The following is a 21,681-nucleotide window of genomic DNA, read 5'->3' as shown; positions in this document are numbered from 1 at the left end:
AGGAATCTCATGTTCTCCCTCTGATTGCATGCGCAAGAGGGGTGCATCCCACTGAGGACGCCCGCCTGCTGTGGCTTAGTGCGTACTGGCTCATGGAGCGGGAAACGTCCCTGTGGGGAGGGCTGTTGTTCCGCGGGCTCCAGAGCCGTGGGCGGCAGGCGGCGGGGGGCACCTGTCGCGGGGCCGGGGCGGCGGGCACGGCGTGGCGGCCGTGCGGCGTCGCTCGGGAAGGCTGTTCGGGACGGGCCGGTTCAGTCGCCTCCGTAGCGGTCCAGGTCGTGGAAGAAGCCGTCGACGACGGCCAGTTCGCCGCGCCGCTGGACCTCCTCGTACACGAATCCTCCGACCGCGAGGTCGAGGACGCCGAGGCCGAACGGGGAGAAGACCAGCGGCCGGTCCTCGGGCAGGACGGCCTGGCCGGCCAGCACCTCGGGCAGTGTGGCGTGTACGAAGTCCCGGTGTCCGACGCGCTGTTCGGCGAGGTGGGGTGAGGTGTCCGCCTTCAGGCAGTGCTCGATGTCGTCGACGACGTTCGTGGCGGACAGGATGATCTCCGGCGACAGGTCGCGCAGCGACACGTGCAGCACCAGGGGGTTGTGGGCGAACCACGACGGGTCCGTGATGTGCGGTGCGGCCGCGACGGTGGCGAACACCACCAGGTCGCTGGAGCGGATCAGGTCCTCGGCCCGCTCGTGCACGGTGACGCGGCCGGCGCCGCCGGTGCGGTCGAGGTAGGAGCGGAAGCCCTCGGCGGACTCCGCGGCCACGTCGTACACCCCGGTGTCCTCGAAGGACCATCCGGTGCCCGCGAGGAAGGTGTGGATGTAGCGCGCGATCAGTCCGGTTCCGACGAAGCCGATCCGCGTGGGGCGGTGGCGGTCACGGGTGAGGACGTCGGCTGCCAGGGCCGCGGAGGCGGCGGTGCGGGTGGCGCTGACGATGGAGCTTTCCAGGCAGGCGAAGGGGTAGCCGGTGTCGTAGTCGTTGAGGACGAGCACCGCGGAGGCCCGGGGCAGACCGTCCGCCACGTTCCCGGGGAAGCTGGAGATCCACTTCATGCCGTCCAGCCGCATCCGGCCGCCGAGGGAACCCGGCAGGGCGATGATCCGTGAGGTGGGGCGGTCCTGGAAGCGCAGGAAGTAGGACGGCGGATTGACCGTCTGCCCGGCTCCGTGCAACCGGTAGGTCTCCTCGACCAGTTCGACGATCTTCTTCTCCTGGCCGCGCAGTGCGTCATGCACCTGAGCGCCGGAGATGACGGCGAACGACGGTCTCGCCATGCCTTTGGACATCCAGGACTCCCCCCAAAGCCTCATCCGAAGTGAGGCACACCAGACCACGTCGAGGGGGCTGTCCCGATATCGGGTAATTTTCGCTCAAAGACCGCTCAGAAACGGTCAATAAGACTCGCGAACTATCAGGACTCCCCGTCAGTCAGAATCCTGCCGTCCTGGCGCGGAACTGTCAGCCGCTCAAGCTGTCAGCCTCATGCAATGACAGGACGATGCCAATGTGATCTCAGGCGCGTCTCAGACCACGCGAGACGCCCGGGGCACCGGCCACAGCTCGCTGTAGAGCCGGCTGTCCGCGGTCGTGACGGTGACCCCGCGGTAGTCTCCCGCCGTCTCGGCGAGCCAGAAGTCGGACCCGAGGCGAGTGGCCAGAACTGTACGCGGACGACCGCCCTGGGCCTCGCCGACGAACTCGGCGCAGACGCTCAACTCGCCGGCGCTCAGCCGTCCCCAGGCCAGCGACCACGGCCGCTCTCCGCGCCTGCCGTGGAGCGCCCCGGCCAGCACGCGCCCGGAGCCGGCCCGGGCCGGGGTCAGCGCCATGGGTTCGTCGTTCGCCAGCAGCACGAGGGCCGCGCGGCCCTCGGACGCCGCGTTCGGAACCAGCCGGACCACGATGCCACTGTTCGCCAGCACCAGGTCGCCACCGGCTCCCGGCGGGCGGAGACCGCCCTCCGGGAGCGGTGCGGGCCCGGCCGCCGGGTCGGCGGCCACCGCCAGGGCGACCGTCGGCGTCTGGGCCATAACGACGTTCCGGAGCATGGCAGTTGTCCTTCCAGCGGGGGTGGAGGTGCGGGGCCGCGGGCCGAGCCCTACGGGCGGAGAACGGGGTGGCGCCGGGTCACTCGACGTCCTTGAGCACCCGCTCGACGGACTTCACCCGGTCGCTCATGTCGTTGAGCTGGAGCCGCACCTCGACCAGCTCGCGCTCCATGTCCTGCTGGGTCAGCACCGCCTTCTCCGCGATGCTCTTGTAGTCGCCCTCCCTGGACATCTGGGACTTGGCGCGCCATACGGCGATCGTCGGCCAGATCACCAGCAGTGCGCACGCGAGGATGAATCCCATGGACCCGAAGGACCAGATCATGCCTTCGTCGGCGGCCAGCTGCACGGGGTTCATTGATGGTCTCCTTGGCTTCGGTCAGTGGTGAGAGAGAGTGCGGCCGCCACGAGGGCCTCGGGTGTGAGGTGCAGCGAGAACGGCTCGATGTCGTAGTACTTCATGGCCTTGCCGTCTTCGGACAACACGAGCCTCGACGTGACCAGCCCTGCCGTTTCCAGCTTGCGCAGGTGGACCTGGAGCAGCGCACGACTGATCCCCAGCTCGCGCGCCAGCCGGCTCACGTAGTCCTGACCACCCGCCAGGGCGGCCAGGATGCGCACCCGGTGCGGGTTGGCGAGCGTGGCCAGGATCTGCACCAGCCGATCACCCGTCACTTCGGAAAGCTCCATGCCCCTCCTCTATCTGCAAACAAATCCTTGCAGGTGCCATGATGAGTTGTCAACTGCCTTGCGGAGTAGGCATGTGCAACAGACGGGCCACAACGACGAAGGGCGTCCGGGCCGCGTGTGGCCACGGCCCGGACGCCCTTCCGGCGGTACGGCACTGCTGTCGTCCGGCTGCCGGAACAGCGCGGGGCCCGGCCGTGACGTGACGGCCGGGCCCCGCGTGTACGGCGGCGGTACGGATCAGCCGCAGCGCCAGACGGCGGGGAAACGCGGGAAGGTCGCGCCCGGGCGGGCCTTCGAGCCCACCAGCGTCCCGTCGTCGCCGAGCGTGGTCACCACGCCGTCGCTCGGGGCGGCCCCCGCGGCCGCGGACAGCTGCCACAGGCTGGCGACCAGCCTCTTGTTGGTGCCGAGGATCAGGCCCTTGCTGTTGACGGCCGTGGTCCTCTGGCCGTTGGGCAGGGCCGTCACCTTGCCGTCCTTGTTCCACATGACGGCGGACGGGTTGAAGTCGGCGTCCAGCGCGTCGCCGACGACAACGCCGTTCGAGATCCCCGTGACGCTGGCGTTCGCCGCGCCGGCCGGTATCGCCAGCGGCTTGGCGGTGCCGTCCTTCCACAGATAGGGGCGCCAGGTGCCCGCGGGGGCCTCCTCGGCCGTGATCGCCACCGTGCCGTCGGCGTCGACGCCTTCGACGCGGCTGCCCCGGGGGAGGCCGGGCAGTTTCACGACCGTGCCGGCCTGGTCCGCCGGCCACTTGTAGACCTCGGTGTAGTTCGGGTTGGAACCGTAGCCCTCGCCGTAGATGTCCCCGTTCTCCGTGATCACGCGCGTCTGGACGTCGTGGGAGCCGGCGGGCACCGGAAGCTGCTCCAGCTTCCCGTCACGGGAACGGACCGGGAACCACGACCAGGTCGGAAAGCCCTCCACGACGCCGGTGATCTTCGCGCCGTGCCCCACCACGGTGCCCTTGCTGTTCACGTCGCTGACGGACAGGTCGAAGTCGGCGCCGGCCGCGGGTCCCAGGTCCGTCATCCGGCCGCCCGACCAGAGGACGGCGTGCTCCAGCGAGTCGTCCTCCGGGAACTCGACCTCTCCCGCGTACACCTCGGCCCCACCCGTCGCTTTCACGACCCCGGACTTGATGCCTGCCGGTACCGGCAGGTGAGCCGCCTGGTAGGTGCACGCCTGTGGGGCGGCCTGGGCCGACGGAGCGATGCCGGTGACCGCGGAGGCGGCAACGAACGTCGAGGCCAGGAGGACGGCGTTGCGTCTTTTCGGGTTCATGTCATCCCATCGAAACGGTGGATGTCTGCCCGTCCAGTCTTCGCGCCGCCTCTATTTTCCGCCTATGTCAGACACGGCGAGGCCATGGCATGTGCCCTCGCCGAACGAGAAGGGCTCAGGCAGAGTCGATCAGTGCCAGGTCCATCGGTACGAGCGTGGTCGACGTCAGCAGTGCCCGGATCAGGTTGTCGTTGAGGGCGTTGCCCACCGGCTCGCCGAGTTCCTCGCGGGTCAGCCAGGGCACGCCGTCGCGGGACAGCCGGGTGCGTACGCCGTTGACCAGGTGCTCGACGCGTTTGTCCGTCCAGCCCGCGTGCGGCTGCGACTCGGCGAGCTCGGCGGCGGTCTGTCGCCAGGTCAGCGGCTGCGGCCGGGGCTCGTGGAGCAGGTACCGCCGGCCCAGCACGACGAGGGCGAGCTTCTCCTGCTCGGTCAGGATCCACACCCGGGGCGGGCGGGTGACGTCACCGTGCCGGGGCAGTGGCCGCTCGCCCTCGGGGCCGGTGACGAAGACCTCCAGCAAGTGCTCGCGGCCACGCGAGCCGCCGACGAACAGCGGGGTGTAGCCGATGTCGAGCGGCAGTGGCTCCTCTCCCCGGAACAGCAGGCGGGCCCCGGCGCACCGGATCGGCAGCCGCCCGGCGTTGCTCACCCACCAGCGGCCGTCCCGGTGGGTGAGCGTGCCCTGGTGGCGGCTGAGCTGGGGGTCGTCCTCGCCGAGGCAGACGTGCACCTCGGGCCGGTTGCGGCCGAACAGGACCTCTCGCCCGTCCCCGGGTCCCAGCGTCATGCCGCCGGTCAGCGCGAGGGCGAAGAGGGTGCCGGGCAGCGGCGCGGACGCACCCCGGGCGAGGCTCCCATGGGTGGCGGGCAGGAACCGGCCGCCCGAAGCGGGCATTCCCCGCTCCCCCGGCCGTCGCTCGCCCGGGTGCCGGTCCCCCGGCCGTCGGTCCCCGGGCCGTCTGCGTGCCATTCCCGGCTCGGTCATGTCACGCCCCCGGCAGTCGCTTCGCGATGTTCCGTACGACGACTGCCGCGAACTCCGTTGCGCTGTCGCACAGTTGGCCGGACGACTGCGGGGCGTACACGGTCAGCTGGAAGTGTTCGGTGGTGGGGTCGCCGGCCGAGTTCCGGTAGGTGCGGTGCGGAGTCCGTACGGTGCAGCTGTCGTCCTCGGCCTCGTCCGCGATGACGTAGCTCTTCGTGCCTGCGACGTTCACCGGCTTTCCGTCGTCGGCGTCCAGGGAGTTGTCCCGGCTGAACTGGATCTCCACCGCGCGTTCGCCGTCGTCGCTCGACCAGTCGCAGCTCCAGGAACCGAAGCCGCCGTCGCGGTTGTCCGCCTCGACGCCGGGAAGCCGCTTGAGCTCGGTGGCGTCGAGCAGCGTGCAGGCGTCGAGCCGGGCCAGGGAGTTCTTGGCCGGCGGCGACGAACGGCGGGGGACCGGGCCCTCGGCCAGCACGCCGACGACGCGGTCGGAGGCGGCGTCGGCCAGCTGGCACGGGTCGGGCGCCACCTTGTTGAGCTGCTTCCCGATGACGCGGATCTGCTTGCCGTCGGTGGTCAGGACGGCCCGTACGCAGGCGTTCCCGTCACGCTTGAGCGTCACGACCGTGAGGCTGCCGACCAGGCGGGTGGACAGGACGTCGTCGAAGTCGTCCCGGTCCGAGTCGAGGTTCACCTCGACGTCCGCGTTGTCGTCACCGCTGTTGTTGCGCACCAGGACGTCGCAGCGGTCGATCTCCCCGTAGTCGGGGTCCAGTTCCGTGCCGCCGAAGCGGCTCAGCGAGGCCGCGCCGAGCAGCCCGCAGGGGTCCGCCGTCCGCTCGTCGCCGATGGCACCGGCCCGCGCCGCGGCCGGCGGTTTCGCGTCGGTACGGCCGCCCTTGTCGCCCTCGTCGTCCGAGGCCCACGGGCCGAGGAGGACGAGCCCGGCCGTGATCGCGCCCACCGCGACCAGTGCCACCGCCGCGATCGCCAGAGGGTGGTGGCGGCGTCGGCGTACGGGCCGTGGCGGCTGGAGCATGAAGGGCGTGAAGTCCCCCGGGCGGCGCAGGAGTCGCGGCAGCCGGAGCGTGCGGGACGACAGGTCCCCCGAACCGCTGTCGTGCAACTGCTCCTGTACGTGCGGGGGCGGGGGTGCCGCGCGCGTCAGCAGCTGATGCGCCCTGGCGGCGTCGGGCCGGCGCCGCGGCTCCACCTCCAGCAGGGCGGTGAGCGGCTCGTCCAGCGGGCCGGCCCGGTGCGCGGGCTCGATGTGTCCCTCGACGGCCCGGGCCAGGTACGCCATGAGGTGTTCGGCCTCCCCGTACGGCGACCGGCCCTCGACCGCCGCGAACAGCGAGGCGCCCAGGGAGAACACGTCGGACTTCTCACCCGCGGGCTGCCCCTTGGCCAACTCCGGGGCCAGATACCGGGGTTTGCCCCGCACGATGCCCGTCGTGCTGTGGGTGACGTCGCTCCACAGGGCCCGCGAGATCCCGAAGTCGGTCAGTCTCGCGATGCCCTCGTCGGTGACGAGGATGTTCTCCGGCGTCACATCGCCGTGCACCACACCCTCGTTGTGGGACTTCGCCAGCGCCGCCGCGATCTGGCAGCCGATCGATCCGGCCGCCTCGGGCGAGAGCGGGCCGCTCTCCGTCACGATCTGGGCGAGGCTGCGCGAGGGGACGTACTCCATGATGATCCAGCAGGTGGCGCCCTCGTCGACGAAGTCGAAGACGCCCACGATGTTCGGGTGGTGCAGCCGCCCGGCGTTGCGCGCCTCGCCCATGAGCCGTCGCGTGGCCCGGTCGTCGTCCAGGCGGGCGCACTTGACCGCGACCCGCCGCTCCAGCCGCTCGTCCCAGGCCAGCCAGACGACGCCCATCCCGCCTCTGCCGATGGGCTCCCGCAAGAGATACCGGTCGGCGATCCTGTCCCCGGCCTCCGGCGTCACCAGCACCGCGCCACCCCTCGCCCCACAACTGTCCGCCCTGCCAGGTCACGGAGTGTACTCAGCCCGAACTTGGCAGTGATCCGCTTCACCGGACTTCGCGCGGACCCGCCCAGAATCCCCACAGCGCGCCGGGTTCACGGACCGCCGGGCAGCACACGGCCGCTCGCCCCGGTCCCGCCGACGGCTGCAACCGACGATGTCAACTGGCCTACGCGGCAGCCGTGTTGCTGTGTCACGACTGTGTGACCGCGCTGTTCTGAAGCGAGGACAGGCGTGACCTGTGGGACCTGGGAGGCCTCATATTGATCACAGAGCGGGAAACGGCGGATGCGCCACCGGCTCCCAGCTGCCCCCGCCTCCGGAAGGAACCTCCCGTGATGAACCGCCGCCTGCGCCAGGCCGTCGTCGCCACCGCCGCGCTCACCGCCGGTCTGCTGATGACGGCATGCCAGAACGGAACCGACGACAGCTCGTCCGGCAAGAGCCCCAAGGGCTCCGCGAGCCCGGTGGCATCCGCGGAGAAGGCGTCGGACGCCAAGAACGCCAAGAGCTCCAAGGGCGTCAGCGGCTCGTTCAAGAACGGCAAGGTCACCTATCTCGCCCCGGGCAAGTACATCGTGTCCGTACCGGGCAAGGAGGACCAGCAGTTCTGGGTCGCCGACGACACCGAGGTCTACGGCGTCGGCACCATATGCGGCGAGGCCGGTTCCAAGGTGGACGCGCCGTGCACCCTGGACCAGCTGGAGGCGGCCCTCGAGAAGGGTGCCGTGAACGCCGACGTGGAGATGAAGAACGGCGCCGCGACCCTGGTGACCGAGCGCCGCGCCGCCCAGCAGGACACCGGCTCCGGTTCCGGCTCCTCCGGGTCGGACTCCGACTCGTCCTCCGGCCGCGACGAGTCGGTCGTCGAGGGCGTCAACAAGGGCAAGGGCGTCAACGGAACCTGGTTCGGCAACGTCTCCTACCTGGCGCCGGGCAAGTACACCGTCTCCGACATGAAGGGCACCGAGCAGCAGTTCCTCGTCGCCGACGACACCAAGATCATGGGCTACGACGACATCTGCGACGCCGTGAACACCGGGCCCGGCGGCGAGGGCGGCGTCGAGTGCACCGAGGCCCAGCTGGAGGCGGCGGCCAAGAAGGGCTTCTCCGCCGAGGTCGAGATCAGCAACGGCATCGCGACCACGATCACCGACGACCACTGAGCCGCGGCGGGCCGGCCGGAAGGCGCGGGCACCGAGTGACGAGGCCGGCCGTTCCCGGACCCACCCCGGTCCTGGAACGGCCGGCCTCCGTCCGTTCCCCGAGCCGACCGGTCACGCGTTTCCGGGCGAAGAGGTTCAGCCCTCCCTGTCCGTGCGGACGTGCCAGACTTCCGCGCGGGGACGAGGCAACCAGCCCACCGGGGGACGGCCATGTCGACATCGTTTGCGGGCGTCCTTCTGCCGCTGGTGATTCTGGTCGGGACTCTCTGGCTCGTGTGTGTTGTCCTCGGCGTGCACGGCCTGCTTCTCGGACGTCTGCCGGGCCGATGGCTGCGGCGCCACGTCCGACAGCCGAGACTCTGGGGAGCGGGTGCCCTGCTCGTGGCGTGCGGCGGGATCGAGTGTCCGTCGTTGACGGCAGTGGGAATCGGCCTTGTCGCCCTGGGCCACGTGGTGAAGCCGACCTCGTGATCGGGACGCGTGCCCCAGGTGACGCGTTCTCAGCCGGTCGTGGCGGGCGGCGTGGGCCGTGCCCGGGTCTCGGTCTCCTCGGGTGTGTTCCCGGTGCTGCCAGTGCTGTTGGGGGCAAGTCCGCAGGTGCCGGATCTCGATACGCCGTCCTGGCCCGTCAGTTCCACGACGACCTGGCCTTCGGCGTCCTGGCTGTAGGCGATCGTGCAGGTCAGCTGACGTAGAGCGGTGGTGTCCAGTCCCTCCAGAAAGAAGGGCAGGAGGGTCGCTACCCTGCCGCCCGGGAGGAGTTCGACCTTGACGGACCCGCCGGGGAGGGCGGCGGGGAGGGACGTGCTCAGGCCGGCGGCCCGGTCTTCCTTCGCCGGACCGCCGAGCAGCGCCAGAACGGCCTTCTCCGTCGGAATCGGCTCAGCCGTGTCATCGGTGTTCTCCTCTCCGGCGCCCTCGACGTATCCGTCGAACACGGACGAGTCCGGGGGTGTCCGGATCACGGGGCTCAGCCCGCCGTCGGGGGAACGGAAGAACAGCAGTATTTCCTGGTTGCGGTCGAAGAAGGCCTGGAAGCTGGCGGGACCGCCCGCCTCGATGGCATCGGTCTCCTGGATACCGCAGCCACCGAGCAGGGGTACGACCGCCGCGAAGGCGACGGCCGCCGCACGTCGGCGCGTCCGCGCACGCCTCATCCGCCGGCCCCCTCCACGTGAAGCGGTATCTCGACGGCGAAGACGGCGCCGCCCTCGGGACGGTTCCCCGCGTGGATCGTCCCGCCATGCAGTTTCACGTTCTCCAGGGTGATCGCCAGTCCCAGGCCGCTGCCCGCCGAGCGGGTGCGGGCCGCGTCGGCCTTGTAGAAGCGGTCGAAGATGTGCGGGAGCACCGCGGGCTGAAGGCCCGGCCCGCTGTCCGCGACCTCCGTGATCAGCAGCACGGGTGAGCCCGGGGCGCCCGCCTCGGTGCGCAGGCGTACTGTCACAGGCGCGTCGCCGTGCTTCAGGGCGTTGCCGACGAGGTTGGCGATCACGACGTCGAAACGGCGCGGGTCGAGCCGGGCACGGATGCCGTCGGGCAGTTCTGTGCGGACCCGGTCGTCGGTCCAGTGCCGGTTCTGCAGGGTGTTGCGGATGGCCTCGGCGACATCGACCTCGTCGGCGTTCAGCTCGGCCGCGCGGGCGTCGAAGCGGGAGATCTCCATCAGGTCCTCGACGAGCACGGCGAGCTTTCCGGTCTCCGCGCTGACCAGCCGGACCGCCCGGGCGGTGTCGGCGTCCAGGCCGTCCGCGTCCTCGTCGAGGACCTCGGTGACAGCGAGCATTCCGGCGAGGGGGGTACGCAGTTCGTGCGAGACGTCGGAGGCGAAGCGTCGGGCGCGTTCCTCGGCCTCGCGCAGTTCACGTACGGACCGCTCCAGTTGGCCCGTCGACTCGTTGAAGGTGCGCGCCAGGTCCGCCAGTTCGTCGCTGCCGCGCACCACGATCCGGGTGTCGAGTCTGCCGCTGCCCATGCTCCGGGCCGCCTGGCGGAGTTCCCGCACCGGGCGCAGCACACTGCGCGCGGCGAGCAGGCCGGGTATCAGCGCGACGGCGAGGCCGGGCAGGGCGCCGTCCCGGGCGGCCATGAGGAGGGCGTCGATGGTGATCTGCTCGTCGGTCATCCGCATGACGGCGTAGAGGACGAGTCCGCTGGGCAGCACGCTGTCGGGGCTCGTCTTGAAGACGGTGGGCATGGCGATGGTCAGGTAGGGAACGCCGTCCTTGACGACCCGCTCGAAGGCGCCGCGGGGGTTGGCCCGCGCGGCGCTGCGCAGTTCGGGTGTGATGACGGTGGAGACGGGGTTCTCGCCCGAGGAGGCGCGGAGCGAACCGTACTCGGCGAACACCACCCAGGGGTGCGGCTTGCTCTTGCGGGCGAGGTCACGCAGGACGTCCTCCAAGCCCTCCCCCCGCACGGGCAGGCTGAAGCCCGTCAGCTGGACCTGCTCACGGAACGACGTGACAGCCGTGTCCTGGGCGGTCTTCAGCACCGCGGTGCGGGCCTCACGGTAGGTCAGGGCGGCCGTCGTACCGGCGCTGACGGCGGCGACCAGCAGGAAGGCGAACAACAGCCGCGTACGCAGCCCGAACACCCTGACCCGCGACCGCTCACCGCCGCTCACAGCGGCCCGAAGCGGTAGCCGAAGCCCCGCAGTGTCTGGACGTAGCGGGGGCTGCCGACCTCGTCCTCGATCTTGCCGCGCAGCCGGGCCACGCAGGCGTCGACCAGCCGGGCGTCGGCGTGGAAGGTGTGCTCCCAGACGTGCTCCAGGAGTTGCTGCCTGCTGAACACCTGCTCGGGGGCGCCGGACAGGTGCAGCAGGAGCTTGAGCTCCGAGGGGGCGAGCGCGAGCCGCCGGCCGGCCTTGGTGACGGTCAGCCCGACCCGGTCGACGGTGAGTTCGCCGTACACCTCGATGGCCGGGCGGCCCGATCCGCTGTCGTCGATGCGGCGCAGTACGGCACGGATGCGGGCCTCGATCACCTCGGGGCGGGCGGGCTTGACGATGTAGTCGTCGGCACCGGCCTCCAGGCCGATGACCACGTCGAAGTCGTCGCCGCGTGCGGTGAGCATGATGATCGGCAGCTGGCTGTGGTCGCGGACCTGCCGGCAGACCTGTACGCCGTTCATGCCGGGGAGCATCAGGTCGAGGAGCAGCAGGTCGGGGCGGAACTCGGCCATCGCGGCGAGGCCGGCCTCGCCGGTCGCGGCCGCCCGTACCTCGTGGCCGCGGCGGCGCAGACCGAGTTCGACCCCCTCGCGTACGGAGGGGTCGTCCTCGATGAGGAGCACGCGGGGCATCGTCGGTTCTCCCTAGGTGATGTCAGGGGTGGTGGTCAGGTCCGGGTCCGAGCCCGGATCCAGGTCCGGGTCCGAGCCCGATTCAGGTCCGGGTTCGTCTGCCGCGTACGCCGGAGAGCAGCGCGTCGAGTTCCGTGAGCCGCAGTGGGCGGGTGAGCAGGGCGAAGGTGAGGACGACGACAGCCGCCCCGGCAGTTGCAGCGGCCAGGGCCCCGGCCCGTGCGGCGCCGACGGCCGCGAGGTGGGCAAGCGCGGTGGCGGGGACGGCGGCGAGCAGCAGCCGCGCGTGGGCGCCGACGGCGGAGGAGCGCAGGGGGCGTGCGACGGCGAGCCGGCGGCTCAGCACGAGGCCGGTCACCGCCCAGCCCACGCACAGCGCCAGGGAGTACGCCGCCGCCATGCCCGTGACGGCCCAGCGAGCGGGCAGCAGGTGTGCGGCGGCCAGGGAGAGGCCCGAGTTGAGAGCGACGATCACGAGGTTGAGCAGGAACGGCGTACGGGTGTCGGAGAGCGTGTAGAAGGCGCGGGACAGGACGTACTGGCCGGACAGGGCGATGAGCCCCGGCGCGAAGGCCATCAGGATTCCGGCCATGGCGGCCGTGTCGTCGGCGCCGGTCCTGCCGTGTCCGAAGACGAGGGCCATCACCGGCTGGGCGAGGGCGAACAGCGCGCAGGCGGCGGGGACGACGGCGGAGGCGCAGACGCGCAGGGCGTGGGAGACGTCTCGGCGCACGGCGGCGGTGTCCCCGTCGGCGGCGGACGCGCTCATCCGGGGCATCAGCGCGGTCACCACGGAGACCGTGATGATGCCGTGCGGTACGACCCACAGGGCATAGGCGTTGTTGTACGCGCCGTAGCCGGGGCCGCCGTCGAGGCCCGCGGTGGTGGCGAGGCGGGTGGTGACCCAGTACGCGGCCTGGTTGGCCAGGACCAGGAGCACCAGCCAGCCGGCCGCGCGCAGGGGGCGGGTCAGTCCGCTGCCGCGCCAGTCGAAGCGGGGCCGCCAGCGGAAGCGGGCGGCGCGCAGCGCGGGGAGGAGGGCGAGGGCCTGGACGGCGATACCGGCGGTCGTGCCCCAGCCGAGGACAGCGGTCTCTGCCGCGGTGAGCGTGTCGCCGCCGCCCATGGCGAGGGCCAGGTACAGCCCGAACACGGTCATGACGACGAGGTTGTTGAGGACCGGTGCCCACATCATCGCGCCGAACTTGCCGCGTGCGTTGAGGACTTGGCCGAGCAGTGTGAACAGGCCGAGGAAGAAGATCTGCGGCAGGCAGTAGCGGGCGAGCGCGGTGGTCATGGTCGCCTGCGGGCCGGTGTAGTCGGTGTACGCGTCGACGATCGCGGGAGCCGCCCACACCGCGGTCGCGGTGATTGCCAGCAGGGCGATCACACAGACGGTGACGAGCCGGTCGGTGTACGCGGTACCGCCGTCGTCGTGCTCCTTGGCGGCCTTGACCAGCTCGGGCACGAAGACCGCGTTCAGCGCGCCGCCGAGGAGCAGCATGTAGACGATGGTGGGCAGGGCGTTGCCGACCGCATACCCGTCGGCGGTCGGCCCGATGGTGCCGAGCGCCGCCGCGACGACGGCGGAGCGGGCGAAGCCGGTGGCCCGGGAGACGATGGATCCGGCGGCCATGACGGCACTGCCGCGGGCCGCCGTCCTCACCGGTGGAGTGGTGGCCGGGGTCTTCGGGGTCGTCTGCGTCATCGGCGGTTCAGGTACGCCTGGAAGGCGCGGTGAAGCGCGTGGTTGGCGCTGCCGCCCAAAGCCCTCTCCCATTCCCCCAACGTCTCGACGACCTGCCCGCCGGTGCCGAGCTTCCACCGCAGCAGTCCGTACGTACGTTCCTCAGGATCGAGTGTGGAGGGTACCCCGCGCATGTCGTAGACGTCCGCGCCCAGCGCGTGGGCGTCCAGCAGCATCCGCCACTGCAGGGCGTTGGAGGGCCGGACCTCGCGGCGGTGGTCGGCGGAGGCGCCGGTCTGGTACCAGGCCCTGCGGCCCACCGTGATCATCGTGTGGGCGGCCAGGATCTCGCCCCGGTGACGGGCGAGGTACAGCTTCATCCGGCCCGGTTCCTCGGCGTTGAGCACCGCGTACTGGCGCTCGTAGTACGCGAGGGAGCGGCCGAGCCGGAACCCGTCGCGTCGCTCGGTGATGCCCAACAGCCGGTAGAACTCCGGGAGTTCGGCCGCGCTGCCCACCACCACCTCCACGCCCTCCTTCCGGGCCCGGCGCACATTGCGTCGCCACTCCTGGTTGAGCCCGGACCACAGGTCCTCCGTGGTGCGTCCGGCGAGCGGCACCTGGAAGACGTGCCGGGGCTGGGCGTCCCCGTCCCCTCCGGTGCCTCCTCCGGTCCCGTTCCCTCCGGTCCCGTCGCCGCCGCAGCGGCGCCAGCCACGGGCCCGCAGCCGCTCGGCGACGGCGGTGCCGAGCGGGTCGACCTCACTTGCGAGCACGTCGCCGAGGCGTCGGCCGGGGCCGGTGAGCGGCTTGAGCAGGGCGGCGTCCCAGCGCCGGTAGGCGGGCGACGGGCCGATGCGCACGGCGAAGGCGCCCGCGCGGCGCAGGTGTTCGAGGAGCGGACCGAGCCAGTCGTCGACGTCGAGGTCGTTCCAGTCGGCGACGGGCCCTTCGGGAAGGTAGGCGAAGTACTTGCGGGTGCCGGGGAACTGCCGCAGCAACACCAGGGCCACGCCGGTCAGTTCGCCCGCCTCCGGATCCGGCCCCCAGCCGAGCAGTTGGGCGCGCCAGCCCTCCTTGACGTCGGCCCAGGACGGGCACTGGAGGAATCCGGCGCCGAGGGCGGCGCCGGCGGGGGACGCGAGGAAGGCGCGGTAGGTCTCCGCGGTGATGGTTCGCAGGGCCACGCCCGGGTTCCGTGGCTGGGGCACGCGGCCGGGCGGCACGAGCAGCGCTGACACAGTCCGTTCCTCTCCTTCTCCCCGGGCCGATTCGCAGGCCGTTTCGCGGGCCTTTTCACGGGGTCGCAAAGGATGCTCACAGCGGACCATGACCGCCCCGTCCGGCGAATGTGACCGGACCATGACCGTTCCTCACCAGTCGCCGTCACATAGCTCCACAGCGGCTGACCTCGGGTTTTCCGGCTCTAGAGTCACGACATCGCCGACTCTGGCCCACCCCGTTCTCGTCCTTCCCGGAGGTTCCGTTGTCCCGGTCGCCCCGTACCCGCGTACTCGCCCATGCCCGCGTCCGGGCCGCCGTCGTGGCCGCCGCCACGGCCGCCCTGCTGGCGCCGCTCGCCGCCTGCACCTCGAACACCGGCGACCCGGGCACCGAGACGGACGCCAAGCCGAGGGCCGACGACCGCCCTGTCGAGGTCACCGTCACGCCCGCGGGAGAACGGGTCCCGGCGGGCGAGCCCGTGCGGGTCACGGCCGCGGGCGGCAGGCTCACCTCGGTGAGCGTGACCGACGCCGAGGGTCACAAGCTCGCCGGGAAGGCCGCCTCCGACGGCCGGTCGTGGGTGTCCGACCGCAAGGCCGCACCCGGAGCGGCGTACACGGTGACGGCGGCGGCCAAGTCCGAGGGCGGAACCGCCAAGAGCACGAAGGCCACGTTCACCACGGCCGGGGCGGACAAGGTCAACAAGGTCGACTGGCGGCCGGGCGCCGCCTCCACCGTCGGCGTCGCGCAGCCGCTCTCCCTGGTCTTCGACAATCCGGTCAAGAACAAGGCCGAGGTCGAGAAGCAGCTCAGGGTCACCACCTCGAACGACACCGAGGGCTCCTGGGGCTGGCTGACCGACTGGTCGGGCCGCGACCGGGTGGACTGGCGGCCCAAGGCGTACTGGAAGCCCGGGACCAAGGTCACGCTCAACGCCGAGCTGAACGGCACCGATTCGGGCGCGGCCGGCGGCTGGTTCGTACGCGACTACGAGACCACCTTCACCATCGGCGCCCGGCAGATCGCCAAGGTCGACCTCGACCGCCACCAGCTCACCCTCGTACGCGACGGCGAGACGGTCCGGCGCATACCGGTCTCCGGCGGCACGCCCGGCGGTGACAAACGCTCCTGGCGCGGAACCGCCGTACTCATGGCCAAGGAGGGCACGATCAACATGAACTCCGAGACCGTGGGCCTGGGCAACGCCTACGACAAGATGGTCGAGCACTCGATGCGGCTGACCTGGTCGGGCATGTACGCGCACGCCGCCCCGTGGAACGCCCGCTACTTCGGCAACTCCAACCAGAGTTCCGGGTGCATAGGGATGAGCGACGCGAACGCGGCCTGGTTCTACGGGCAGGTGCGGCCCGGCGACCCGTTCGAGATCACCGGCAAGGACACCAAGGGCGTGGTCGCGCCCGGGAACGGCTTCGGCGCGTGGAACCTCTCGTGGAGCGAGTGGCAGCAGAAGAGCGCGCTGCGCTGAGCGGTGGTCCGGGCGGCCGCAACGGCTTCTGCGGCCCGACGGGACGCGGGGGCCGGAACACTTCCAACCGGCCCCCGACCGCCCGGGGTTACTTCGGGACGTCCTTCACCGAGGTCGGCCCCAGCTGCTTGGCGCTGGCGTACTCCGGCATCGACATGGGCTTGTCGAACAGGAAGAACGACTGGTTCGTGCCGACCGTGAACTCCATGTACGCGTTCGTCGTGGCGTCGAAGCCGTAGTACGCGTTGCAGGTGGACCCCGTCGTGTACGTGCCGTCCATGCCGGGCTGCGCGAGAACCGCGACACCGCCGTCGGAGTGCTCCACCTTCTCCGTCGGGGTGAGCATCTTGCAGCGCGGCACCGGCAGGCCCTTCATGATGAAGTACCCGTACTCGCCGTTGGCGTTCTGGATGTAGACGTACGAGAGCTTGCCGCGCTTCCCCCACGTCTTGACCCACTGGTTGATCGCCTCGCGGGTCGGTGAGTACTCCATACGGCCCGCCGGCTGCTGGGCCACCAGGTGGTCGTAGCCCTTCTGCTTGGCCTTGTTCTCCTTGTCCTGGCTGGAGTCGGTGCAGGACGTCAGGGCGAGGCCCACGACGAGCGCGACGACGGGTGCCAGGGCCGTACGTACGAACTTCCTCATGCGGTACTCCCTCTTCCCTGGGAGGAGACGGGGATCAGTTGGTGCATGTCGTGCGCTCGGCGTCGACGTCCAGCCGGTACGGCAGGTCCTTGTCACGGAAGGGCGCGCGGTGTTCCTGGGCGGCCTTCGAGTTGTAGTCGTTGACCGACTCGATCCGCGTGGCCTTCAGCGCGGTGACCGACTGGTCGATCTGCGTCGTGCGGGTCTCCGAAGCGGCCTTCCGCTCCTCCTGGAGCACCTGGATCGTGCCTTCGGCGTTCTGCACGGCCTCGCACAGATCGAAGAACTCCTCGTACGTGGTCTGCCGGAACTCGCCCGAGCCGACCGTGTTGTTGCGCTTCTCCGCCTCACCGCGGAACGGGGCGGTGATCCACCCCGCGCCGCCGAAGGCGAACACCCCGATCACGTACACCACCGCCAGGCCGATGACCCCTGCGACGGCCCAAGCTCCCAACCGTGCCCCCTCGCGTACCTGCCCCATGGCCGGCCCCCTTCACGGGTGGCTCCGTGGCGTGGAACCACCTTCCGCGGAGGAGGACACGGCACCTAGGTGAAACGGTTCCGCCGCCCCAATTCCGCCTGCCGGCGGCTCAGTTGTCCGGGAACCACTCCGGGATTGTCCTTGATCGGTAACGGACGGATCCGGTGGCCGCCGTTCCTCGTCCTTATCGGTGGTCGCGCGTCGACCAGGGAATCGGCGAGGAACTGCGGGAAGCGAGGCGGACATGGCACGACACGGCGGCGGGCGAGGCTGGTACGGCAAGGTGCTCGGCGCGGCGCTCGGGGTGGCGTTGGCCGCCGGGGGCGCCTCGGCGTGGTCCGCGCAGGCCGGTTCCGTGGGCGGCTCCTCGAAGACGCCCGCGTCGGCCAAGCCGGCCGGTGCCGTCAAGCCGGTCGCGGTGACCATCGCGCACGCCTCGGACAAGGGCGCGCGCGGCGTCAACATCACCATCGACGACGGCCCCGACCCCGTGTGGACGCCCCAAGTCCTCGACGTACTGCGGGAGTACGGGGTGAAGGCCACGTTCTGCATGGTGGGCACGCAGGCGCAGGCCCACCCGGACCTCGTGAAGAAGGTGGTCGCCGCCGGGCACCGGCTGTGCGACCACTCGGTGTCGCACGACACCACCATGGACAAGAACTCCCAGACCTACCAGTCGAAGCAGATCCTCGACGCCGAACGCATGATCACCAAGGCCTCCGGGGGCGTACGCCCGATGTACTACCGGGCGCCCGGCGGGGCCTTCACCCCGTACAGCCGCAAGCTCGCCGCCTCCCGCGGCATGCGCCCGCTGGGCTGGAACGTGGACAGCAAGGACTTCGAGCGGCCCGGCACGGACGCCATCGTCGCCACCGTCGAGCAGGAGGTGCCGAACGGGCCGACGCTCCTCTTCCACGACGCGGGAGGCGACCGCTCCCAGACCGTCGAGGCCCTGGACCGGATCCTCCCCCGGCTCAAGGAGCAGGGGTACTCCTTCGGCTTCCCGGTGTGCTGAGCCCCTGATCCGCGCCCTACGCCGCGATGACGGCGACGCCTGTCCTGCCTCCGTCGACGTCCACCACGGTTCCGTGCACGAAGGCCGCTTCGTCGCCGGCCAGCCAGACCACGGCATGCGCGATGGCGTCCGGCGTGCCGATGCCGCCGGCCGGGGTGCCCTTCATCATGATCTCGCCGGGGTGGGGCTCGCCGCCTTCCGGGGCCGGGGGCAGGATCACGCCCGGTGAGACGGCGTTCACGCGCACGCCCATGGGGCCGAACTCCGCCGCCCATGCCCGGGTGAGCGTCTCCATGGCCCCCTTGGTGGAGCTGTAGAGCGCGCCGACGGGAACACCCAGGCGCGCGATCCACGAGCCGAGGTTGATGACCGCCCCGCCACCGGACTCCGCCATGGCCGGGACGACGGCCGCGGTGAGGAAGAACGGCGCCTTCACGTTCACTCCGAAGACCTGGTCGAACGTCTTCTCGTCGGTGTCGACGGTTCCGGGGGCCGGGTAGATGCCGGCGTTGTTCACCAGGATGTCGATCCGCCCGCCCAAGGTCTCACGGGCCCGGTCGGCCAGGCCCTGGGAGGCCTCCTTGCTGCCGTCGAGGTCCGCCACCAGGAAATCCGCCCGGCCGCCGGACGCCCGAATACCCTCGACGACCCGTGCCCCCCGTTCCCGGTTCCGCCCGGACACGATGACGTGGGCCCCCTCGGCGGCGATCGCCTCCGCGATCGCCTGCCCGATATTGCTGGTCGACCCCGTGACCAGCGCCGTCTTGTTCCGCAGTCGTTCACCCATGACGTGATCTCCCTCTTCTCGCAGTGTGCGGACCACTGTGCGTCGCAGAAAATGGACCAGCAAGTCCAGAATGGGCGTACCGTGAGATGACGGACGAGGAGAGGAGGCCGGACAGGATGCCGCACGCTCCCACCCCGCCGACCCTGCCCACCACACCGCCCGCACCGACCGCGAAGGGCCGCGCCACACGGGCCCGCATCGTCGAGGGCGCGGCCGAGGTGCTGCGCGAGCAGGGTGTCGCCTTCACGACGCTCGACGACATCCGCGCCCGCACCGGCACGAGCAAGAGCCAGCTGTTCCACTACTTCCCCGACGGCAAGGACGAACTGCTGCTGGCGGTGGCCCAGTTCGAGGCGGACCGCGTCCTGGAGGACCAGCAGCCGCACCTGGGACGCCTGGACTCGTGGGAGTCCTGGCGGCAGTGGCGGGAGCTGGTGGTGGAACGCTATGAACTCCAGGGCGACCACTGCCCCTTGGGTGCACTGTTCCTGCAGGTCGGAAGGTCACGCCCCGGCGCACGGGCGATCGTGACCGAGCTGATGCGCCAGTGGCAGGAGCAGCTCGCCCGCGGCATGCGCGCCCTCCAGGCGAAGGGCCTGGTGTCACCGGCCCTCGACGTGGACCGGACCGCCGCGGCGCTGCTGGCGGGCATCCAGGGAGGCGTGACCATCATGATGTCCACGGGCGACTCGACCCACCTCAAGGCGGCGCTCGACACCGGCATCGCGCATCTGCGCGCGACGCCGGACGGGCCGGCCCGGACCTGACGGCGTACGGGCGCACTGCGCGTCGCCGACCACCAGGTGAGACGCGCTCCGCGGCCCGGCGGGCCGTGCGGCCGGGAACACGCACGTCCGGGCAGGGTCGATGCAGGGCGCACACTTGCGATGGAAGTTAGGTAAGCCTTACCGTTCCCATTCGCACCACTCAGGGCCCCGGCCGTCACACCGGTCCGCCCGCGGCGAGCGCTTCACCGACGCAGCCTGGCCGTCCTCCCCCAGTTCCCTGAGGACCTGGGAGGCACCCCCAGCCGCAACCCGCTCAGAGGACCCGCACTTGAAGCGCCCCACCTTCGGTCTGTACGACCCTGCCCGCGAGCACAGCGCCTGTGGCGTCGGCTTCATCATCCGTCTCGACGGGGCACCGAGCCACGACGTCATCCGCAAGGGCGACGAAGCGCTCCGCGCCATCCCGCACCGCGGCGGCACCTCCGCCGAGGGTGTCGGCGGGGGCGTCGGCCGCCAGGCCGCACGTGATTCCCGACGGGCCGCCCATGGTTCCCGACGTACCGGAGCGCGTACCGGCGTGGGAGGACGGCGACCAACTGGCGCAATTCGACGCGGTGTTGGCGGACGGCGGAGCGGCCCGGCGCGAGGCTTTCCACCGCTACCGCGGCGAGCACCGGCCGATCGAGGTCGGTGTCGTACCCGCCGTCCTCGACCACGTCTGCTCCGTCGGACTGCCGATCGGCGTCGCGGTGTTCGCCCCGGCGGCCATGCAGGCGTGTGGCGGCCGTGTCCACGTCACCGACCGGACCGTCGGCGGGCGGGTGTTCGCGGCGGTCGCGGAGAGCTCGGTGGAGATCGACCTCGCGGGAGTACGGGCCTGCCACCTCGTCCGCTCCACGGCGGCCCACGGCCCGACCTCGGCGCTCGAACTCGACGACGAGGACGGGCGGTGCGTCGCGGTCGTCACGCAGTTCGGGATGGTCGGGGAGGACGTGCACGCGGCGTGGGAACATCTGGCGGCCTCGCTGCCCGGCATCTCAACTTGGCGTCGTGGCGCGTGAGTTCGGTGCGGCCACGTGGGTACTGTGAAACACGCGGAACGGCGGAACGATCGGCTGCTACACCGGGCACGGGACAGCGGAACCGGACGGCGGAACCGGACAGCGGACGAGGGTGCTGCAGAGCTGCCAGGCGGTCTGCTCGGGGCGGTGGCGGTCCCTCGGGGTGAGGGGAGCCTTTGGTGCTTCAAGGTGCACGGGGCGGCACGCTGCGTACGGGTGCGGTCGACGTCGCGCGGATCGGTGGACTGTGGCGGGTCACACGGCCCTGGCACCCGGGGTTGCGGCCGTTCCTGCGCAGTTATGTCGGCTACTGGGAAGCGATGACCTCGCCGTACGAGGCGCGGTTGGTGCCGACCGGTCGTGCGACCCTGTTGATCAGCCTCGCGGAGCCGTTTTCCCAGGTCAGGCGGTTGGGTGTAGCGGGCGGGGACAGCGGGAGCATCGGGTCGCTGGTGGTGGGGCTGGAGGACCGGCCCGCGATCTGTGTGCATCCCGGCGGCCAGGAGGCGATCCGGGTCGAGTTCACACCGCTGGGCGCGTACCGGCTGTTCGGCATGCCGATGAGCGAGCTGACGAACCTGGCCGTCGAGATCCGGGACGTGCTGGGGCCCGAGGCCCGGGTGCTGGTGGAACGGCTGGCGTCCACCCCGGACTGGGCGGCCAGGTTCGACCTGCTGGACGAGGCGCTGCTGGACCGGCTCGGGGACGGCCCGGAGCCCTCGCCCGAGGTCCGCCATGCCTGGCAACTGCTCTCGGGCAGCGCGGGGGCGATCCCGATCGCCCGTATCGCCGCGGAAGTGGGGTGGAGCCAGGGGTACTTGATCCGCCGCTTCACCCAGCAGATCGGGCTGGCACCGAAGGCGTCCGCCCGTGTCCTTCGCTTCCGCCACGCCGTCGCGATGCTCAACCGCGGGGCCGCGAGCCTCACCGAGATCTCAACGGCCTGCGGCTTCTACGACCAGGCCCACCTCAACCGCGAGTTCCGCGCCATCGCCGGCACCACCCCCGGCCAGATGATGGCCGCCCGCCGAGTGGAAGGCGCCTTGGCCGTCCCCACGAGGTCAAATTCGTCCAAGACCCGCCCACCC

General features: G+C 71.0%; 21 protein-coding genes and 1 pseudogene. 7 read left to right on the top strand and 15 right to left on the bottom strand.

Going from position 1 to position 21,681, the window contains the following annotated elements; all coding sequences use genetic code 11:
• Positions 1–251: 251 nt before the first annotated feature.
• The 7 genes from sbnB to AOK17_RS07015 form a co-directional block, all read right to left on the bottom strand.
• Entirely contained in the window at positions 252–1,292 is a 1,041-nt protein-coding gene (gene sbnB / locus AOK17_RS07045) for a 2,3-diaminopropionate biosynthesis protein SbnB (protein WP_055611457.1), read from the bottom strand.
• A 237-nt stretch (positions 1,293–1,529) separates the two neighbouring features.
• Positions 1,530–2,054, bottom strand: a complete 525-nt coding sequence (locus AOK17_RS07040; protein ID WP_157881277.1) for a hypothetical protein — start codon at positions 2,052–2,054, stop codon at positions 1,530–1,532.
• A gap of 79 nt (positions 2,055–2,133) precedes the next feature.
• Positions 2,134–2,412 carry a hypothetical protein gene (locus tag AOK17_RS07035; protein WP_055611455.1) on the bottom strand — a complete coding sequence of 93 codons (279 nt, stop codon included), beginning with the start codon at positions 2,410–2,412 and terminating at the stop codon, positions 2,134–2,136.
• Positions 2,409–2,744, bottom strand: coding sequence for an ArsR/SmtB family transcription factor (locus AOK17_RS07030; protein WP_055611454.1), 336 nt, complete (start codon positions 2,742–2,744; stop codon positions 2,409–2,411). Before AOK17_RS07030 ends, AOK17_RS07035 begins: the two co-directional genes overlap by 4 nt.
• 237 nt (positions 2,745–2,981) lie before the next feature.
• Positions 2,982–4,028: a hypothetical protein gene (locus AOK17_RS07025; protein ID WP_055611453.1), complete on the bottom strand. Its 1,047-nt coding sequence runs from the start codon at positions 4,026–4,028 to the stop codon at positions 2,982–2,984.
• A 115-nt stretch (positions 4,029–4,143) separates the two neighbouring features.
• Positions 4,144–4,926, bottom strand: a complete 783-nt coding sequence (locus AOK17_RS07020) for an FHA domain-containing protein (RefSeq protein ID WP_055611452.1) — start codon at positions 4,924–4,926, stop codon at positions 4,144–4,146.
• A gap of 91 nt (positions 4,927–5,017) precedes the next feature.
• Positions 5,018–6,973 carry a serine/threonine-protein kinase gene (locus AOK17_RS07015; RefSeq protein WP_055611451.1) on the bottom strand — a complete coding sequence of 652 codons (1,956 nt, stop codon included), beginning with the start codon at positions 6,971–6,973 and terminating at the stop codon, positions 5,018–5,020.
• A gap of 371 nt (positions 6,974–7,344) precedes the next feature.
• Between AOK17_RS07015 and AOK17_RS07010 the strand changes: the two genes are divergently transcribed.
• Entirely contained in the window at positions 7,345–8,172 is an 828-nt protein-coding gene (locus tag AOK17_RS07010) for a hypothetical protein (RefSeq protein WP_055611450.1), read from the top strand.
• A 500-nt stretch (positions 8,173–8,672) separates the two neighbouring features.
• Here AOK17_RS07010 and AOK17_RS07005 read toward each other — a convergent pair whose 3' ends face one another.
• The 5 genes from AOK17_RS07005 to AOK17_RS06985 form a co-directional block, all read right to left on the bottom strand.
• The gene (locus tag AOK17_RS07005; RefSeq protein WP_055611449.1) at positions 8,673–9,329 is read right to left on the bottom strand and encodes a hypothetical protein; all 657 of its coding nucleotides are present in this window, start codon (positions 9,327–9,329) and stop codon (positions 8,673–8,675) included.
• Entirely contained in the window at positions 9,326–10,798 is a 1,473-nt protein-coding gene (locus AOK17_RS07000; RefSeq protein ID WP_245697035.1) for a sensor histidine kinase, read from the bottom strand. Before AOK17_RS07000 ends, AOK17_RS07005 begins: the two co-directional genes overlap by 4 nt.
• Positions 10,795–11,478, bottom strand: coding sequence for a response regulator transcription factor (locus tag AOK17_RS06995; protein ID WP_055611447.1), 684 nt, complete (start codon positions 11,476–11,478; stop codon positions 10,795–10,797). Before AOK17_RS06995 ends, AOK17_RS07000 begins: the two co-directional genes overlap by 4 nt.
• Before the next feature lie 82 nt (positions 11,479–11,560).
• Positions 11,561–13,186, bottom strand: coding sequence for a murein biosynthesis integral membrane protein MurJ (gene murJ / locus AOK17_RS06990; protein WP_055611446.1), 1,626 nt, complete (start codon positions 13,184–13,186; stop codon positions 11,561–11,563).
• Entirely contained in the window at positions 13,183–14,406 is a 1,224-nt protein-coding gene (locus AOK17_RS06985; RefSeq protein ID WP_055611445.1) for a peptidoglycan bridge formation glycyltransferase FemA/FemB family protein, read from the bottom strand. Before AOK17_RS06985 ends, murJ begins: the two co-directional genes overlap by 4 nt.
• Positions 14,407–14,651: 245 nt before the next feature.
• On the opposite strand from AOK17_RS06985, the gene AOK17_RS06980 reads away from it, so the two are divergent.
• Positions 14,652–15,875 (top strand): L,D-transpeptidase, encoded by a 1,224-nt coding sequence (locus AOK17_RS06980; RefSeq protein WP_055611444.1) that lies wholly within the window; start codon positions 14,652–14,654, stop codon positions 15,873–15,875.
• 88 nt (positions 15,876–15,963) lie between these two features.
• Here AOK17_RS06980 and AOK17_RS06975 read toward each other — a convergent pair whose 3' ends face one another.
• Both AOK17_RS06975 and AOK17_RS06970 read right to left on the bottom strand, forming a co-directional pair.
• Positions 15,964–16,521 (bottom strand): hypothetical protein, encoded by a 558-nt coding sequence (locus AOK17_RS06975; RefSeq protein ID WP_055611443.1) that lies wholly within the window; start codon positions 16,519–16,521, stop codon positions 15,964–15,966.
• 34 nt (positions 16,522–16,555) lie between these two features.
• Complete coding sequence (locus AOK17_RS06970) at positions 16,556–17,002, bottom strand: hypothetical protein (protein ID WP_055611442.1); 447 nt, start codon at positions 17,000–17,002, stop codon at positions 16,556–16,558.
• A gap of 244 nt (positions 17,003–17,246) precedes the next feature.
• On the opposite strand from AOK17_RS06970, the gene AOK17_RS06965 reads away from it, so the two are divergent.
• Complete coding sequence (locus tag AOK17_RS06965; RefSeq protein ID WP_055611441.1) at positions 17,247–18,017, top strand: polysaccharide deacetylase family protein; 771 nt, start codon at positions 17,247–17,249, stop codon at positions 18,015–18,017.
• 16 nt (positions 18,018–18,033) lie between these two features.
• Here the strand turns inward: AOK17_RS06965 and AOK17_RS06960 are convergent, their stop codons facing one another.
• Entirely contained in the window at positions 18,034–18,804 is a 771-nt protein-coding gene (locus tag AOK17_RS06960) for an SDR family NAD(P)-dependent oxidoreductase (protein ID WP_055611440.1), read from the bottom strand.
• 116 nt (positions 18,805–18,920) lie between these two features.
• Between AOK17_RS06960 and AOK17_RS06955 the strand changes: the two genes are divergently transcribed.
• From AOK17_RS06955 to AOK17_RS06940, 4 genes and pseudogenes are all read left to right on the top strand, one after another.
• The gene (locus AOK17_RS06955) at positions 18,921–19,571 is read left to right on the top strand and encodes a TetR/AcrR family transcriptional regulator (RefSeq protein ID WP_055611439.1); all 651 of its coding nucleotides are present in this window, start codon (positions 18,921–18,923) and stop codon (positions 19,569–19,571) included.
• Positions 19,572–19,671: 100 nt separating this feature from the next.
• Positions 19,672–20,025, top strand: a pseudogene (locus AOK17_RS53900) (hypothetical protein); the annotation flags it as partial.
• Positions 20,026–20,077: 52 nt separating this feature from the next.
• Positions 20,078–20,593: a hypothetical protein gene (locus tag AOK17_RS52010; protein ID WP_055611437.1), complete on the top strand. Its 516-nt coding sequence runs from the start codon at positions 20,078–20,080 to the stop codon at positions 20,591–20,593.
• A 179-nt stretch (positions 20,594–20,772) separates the two neighbouring features.
• On the top strand, positions 20,773–21,681 hold a 909-nt coding region (locus AOK17_RS06940; protein ID WP_055611463.1), incomplete at its 3' end, for a helix-turn-helix domain-containing protein.

The organism is Streptomyces phaeochromogenes, from assembly GCF_001418655.1.
GTDB classification, from domain to species: domain Bacteria; phylum Actinomycetota; class Actinomycetes; order Streptomycetales; family Streptomycetaceae; genus Streptomyces; species Streptomyces phaeochromogenes.
This window is presented reverse-complemented; position numbering and strand designations above follow the sequence as displayed.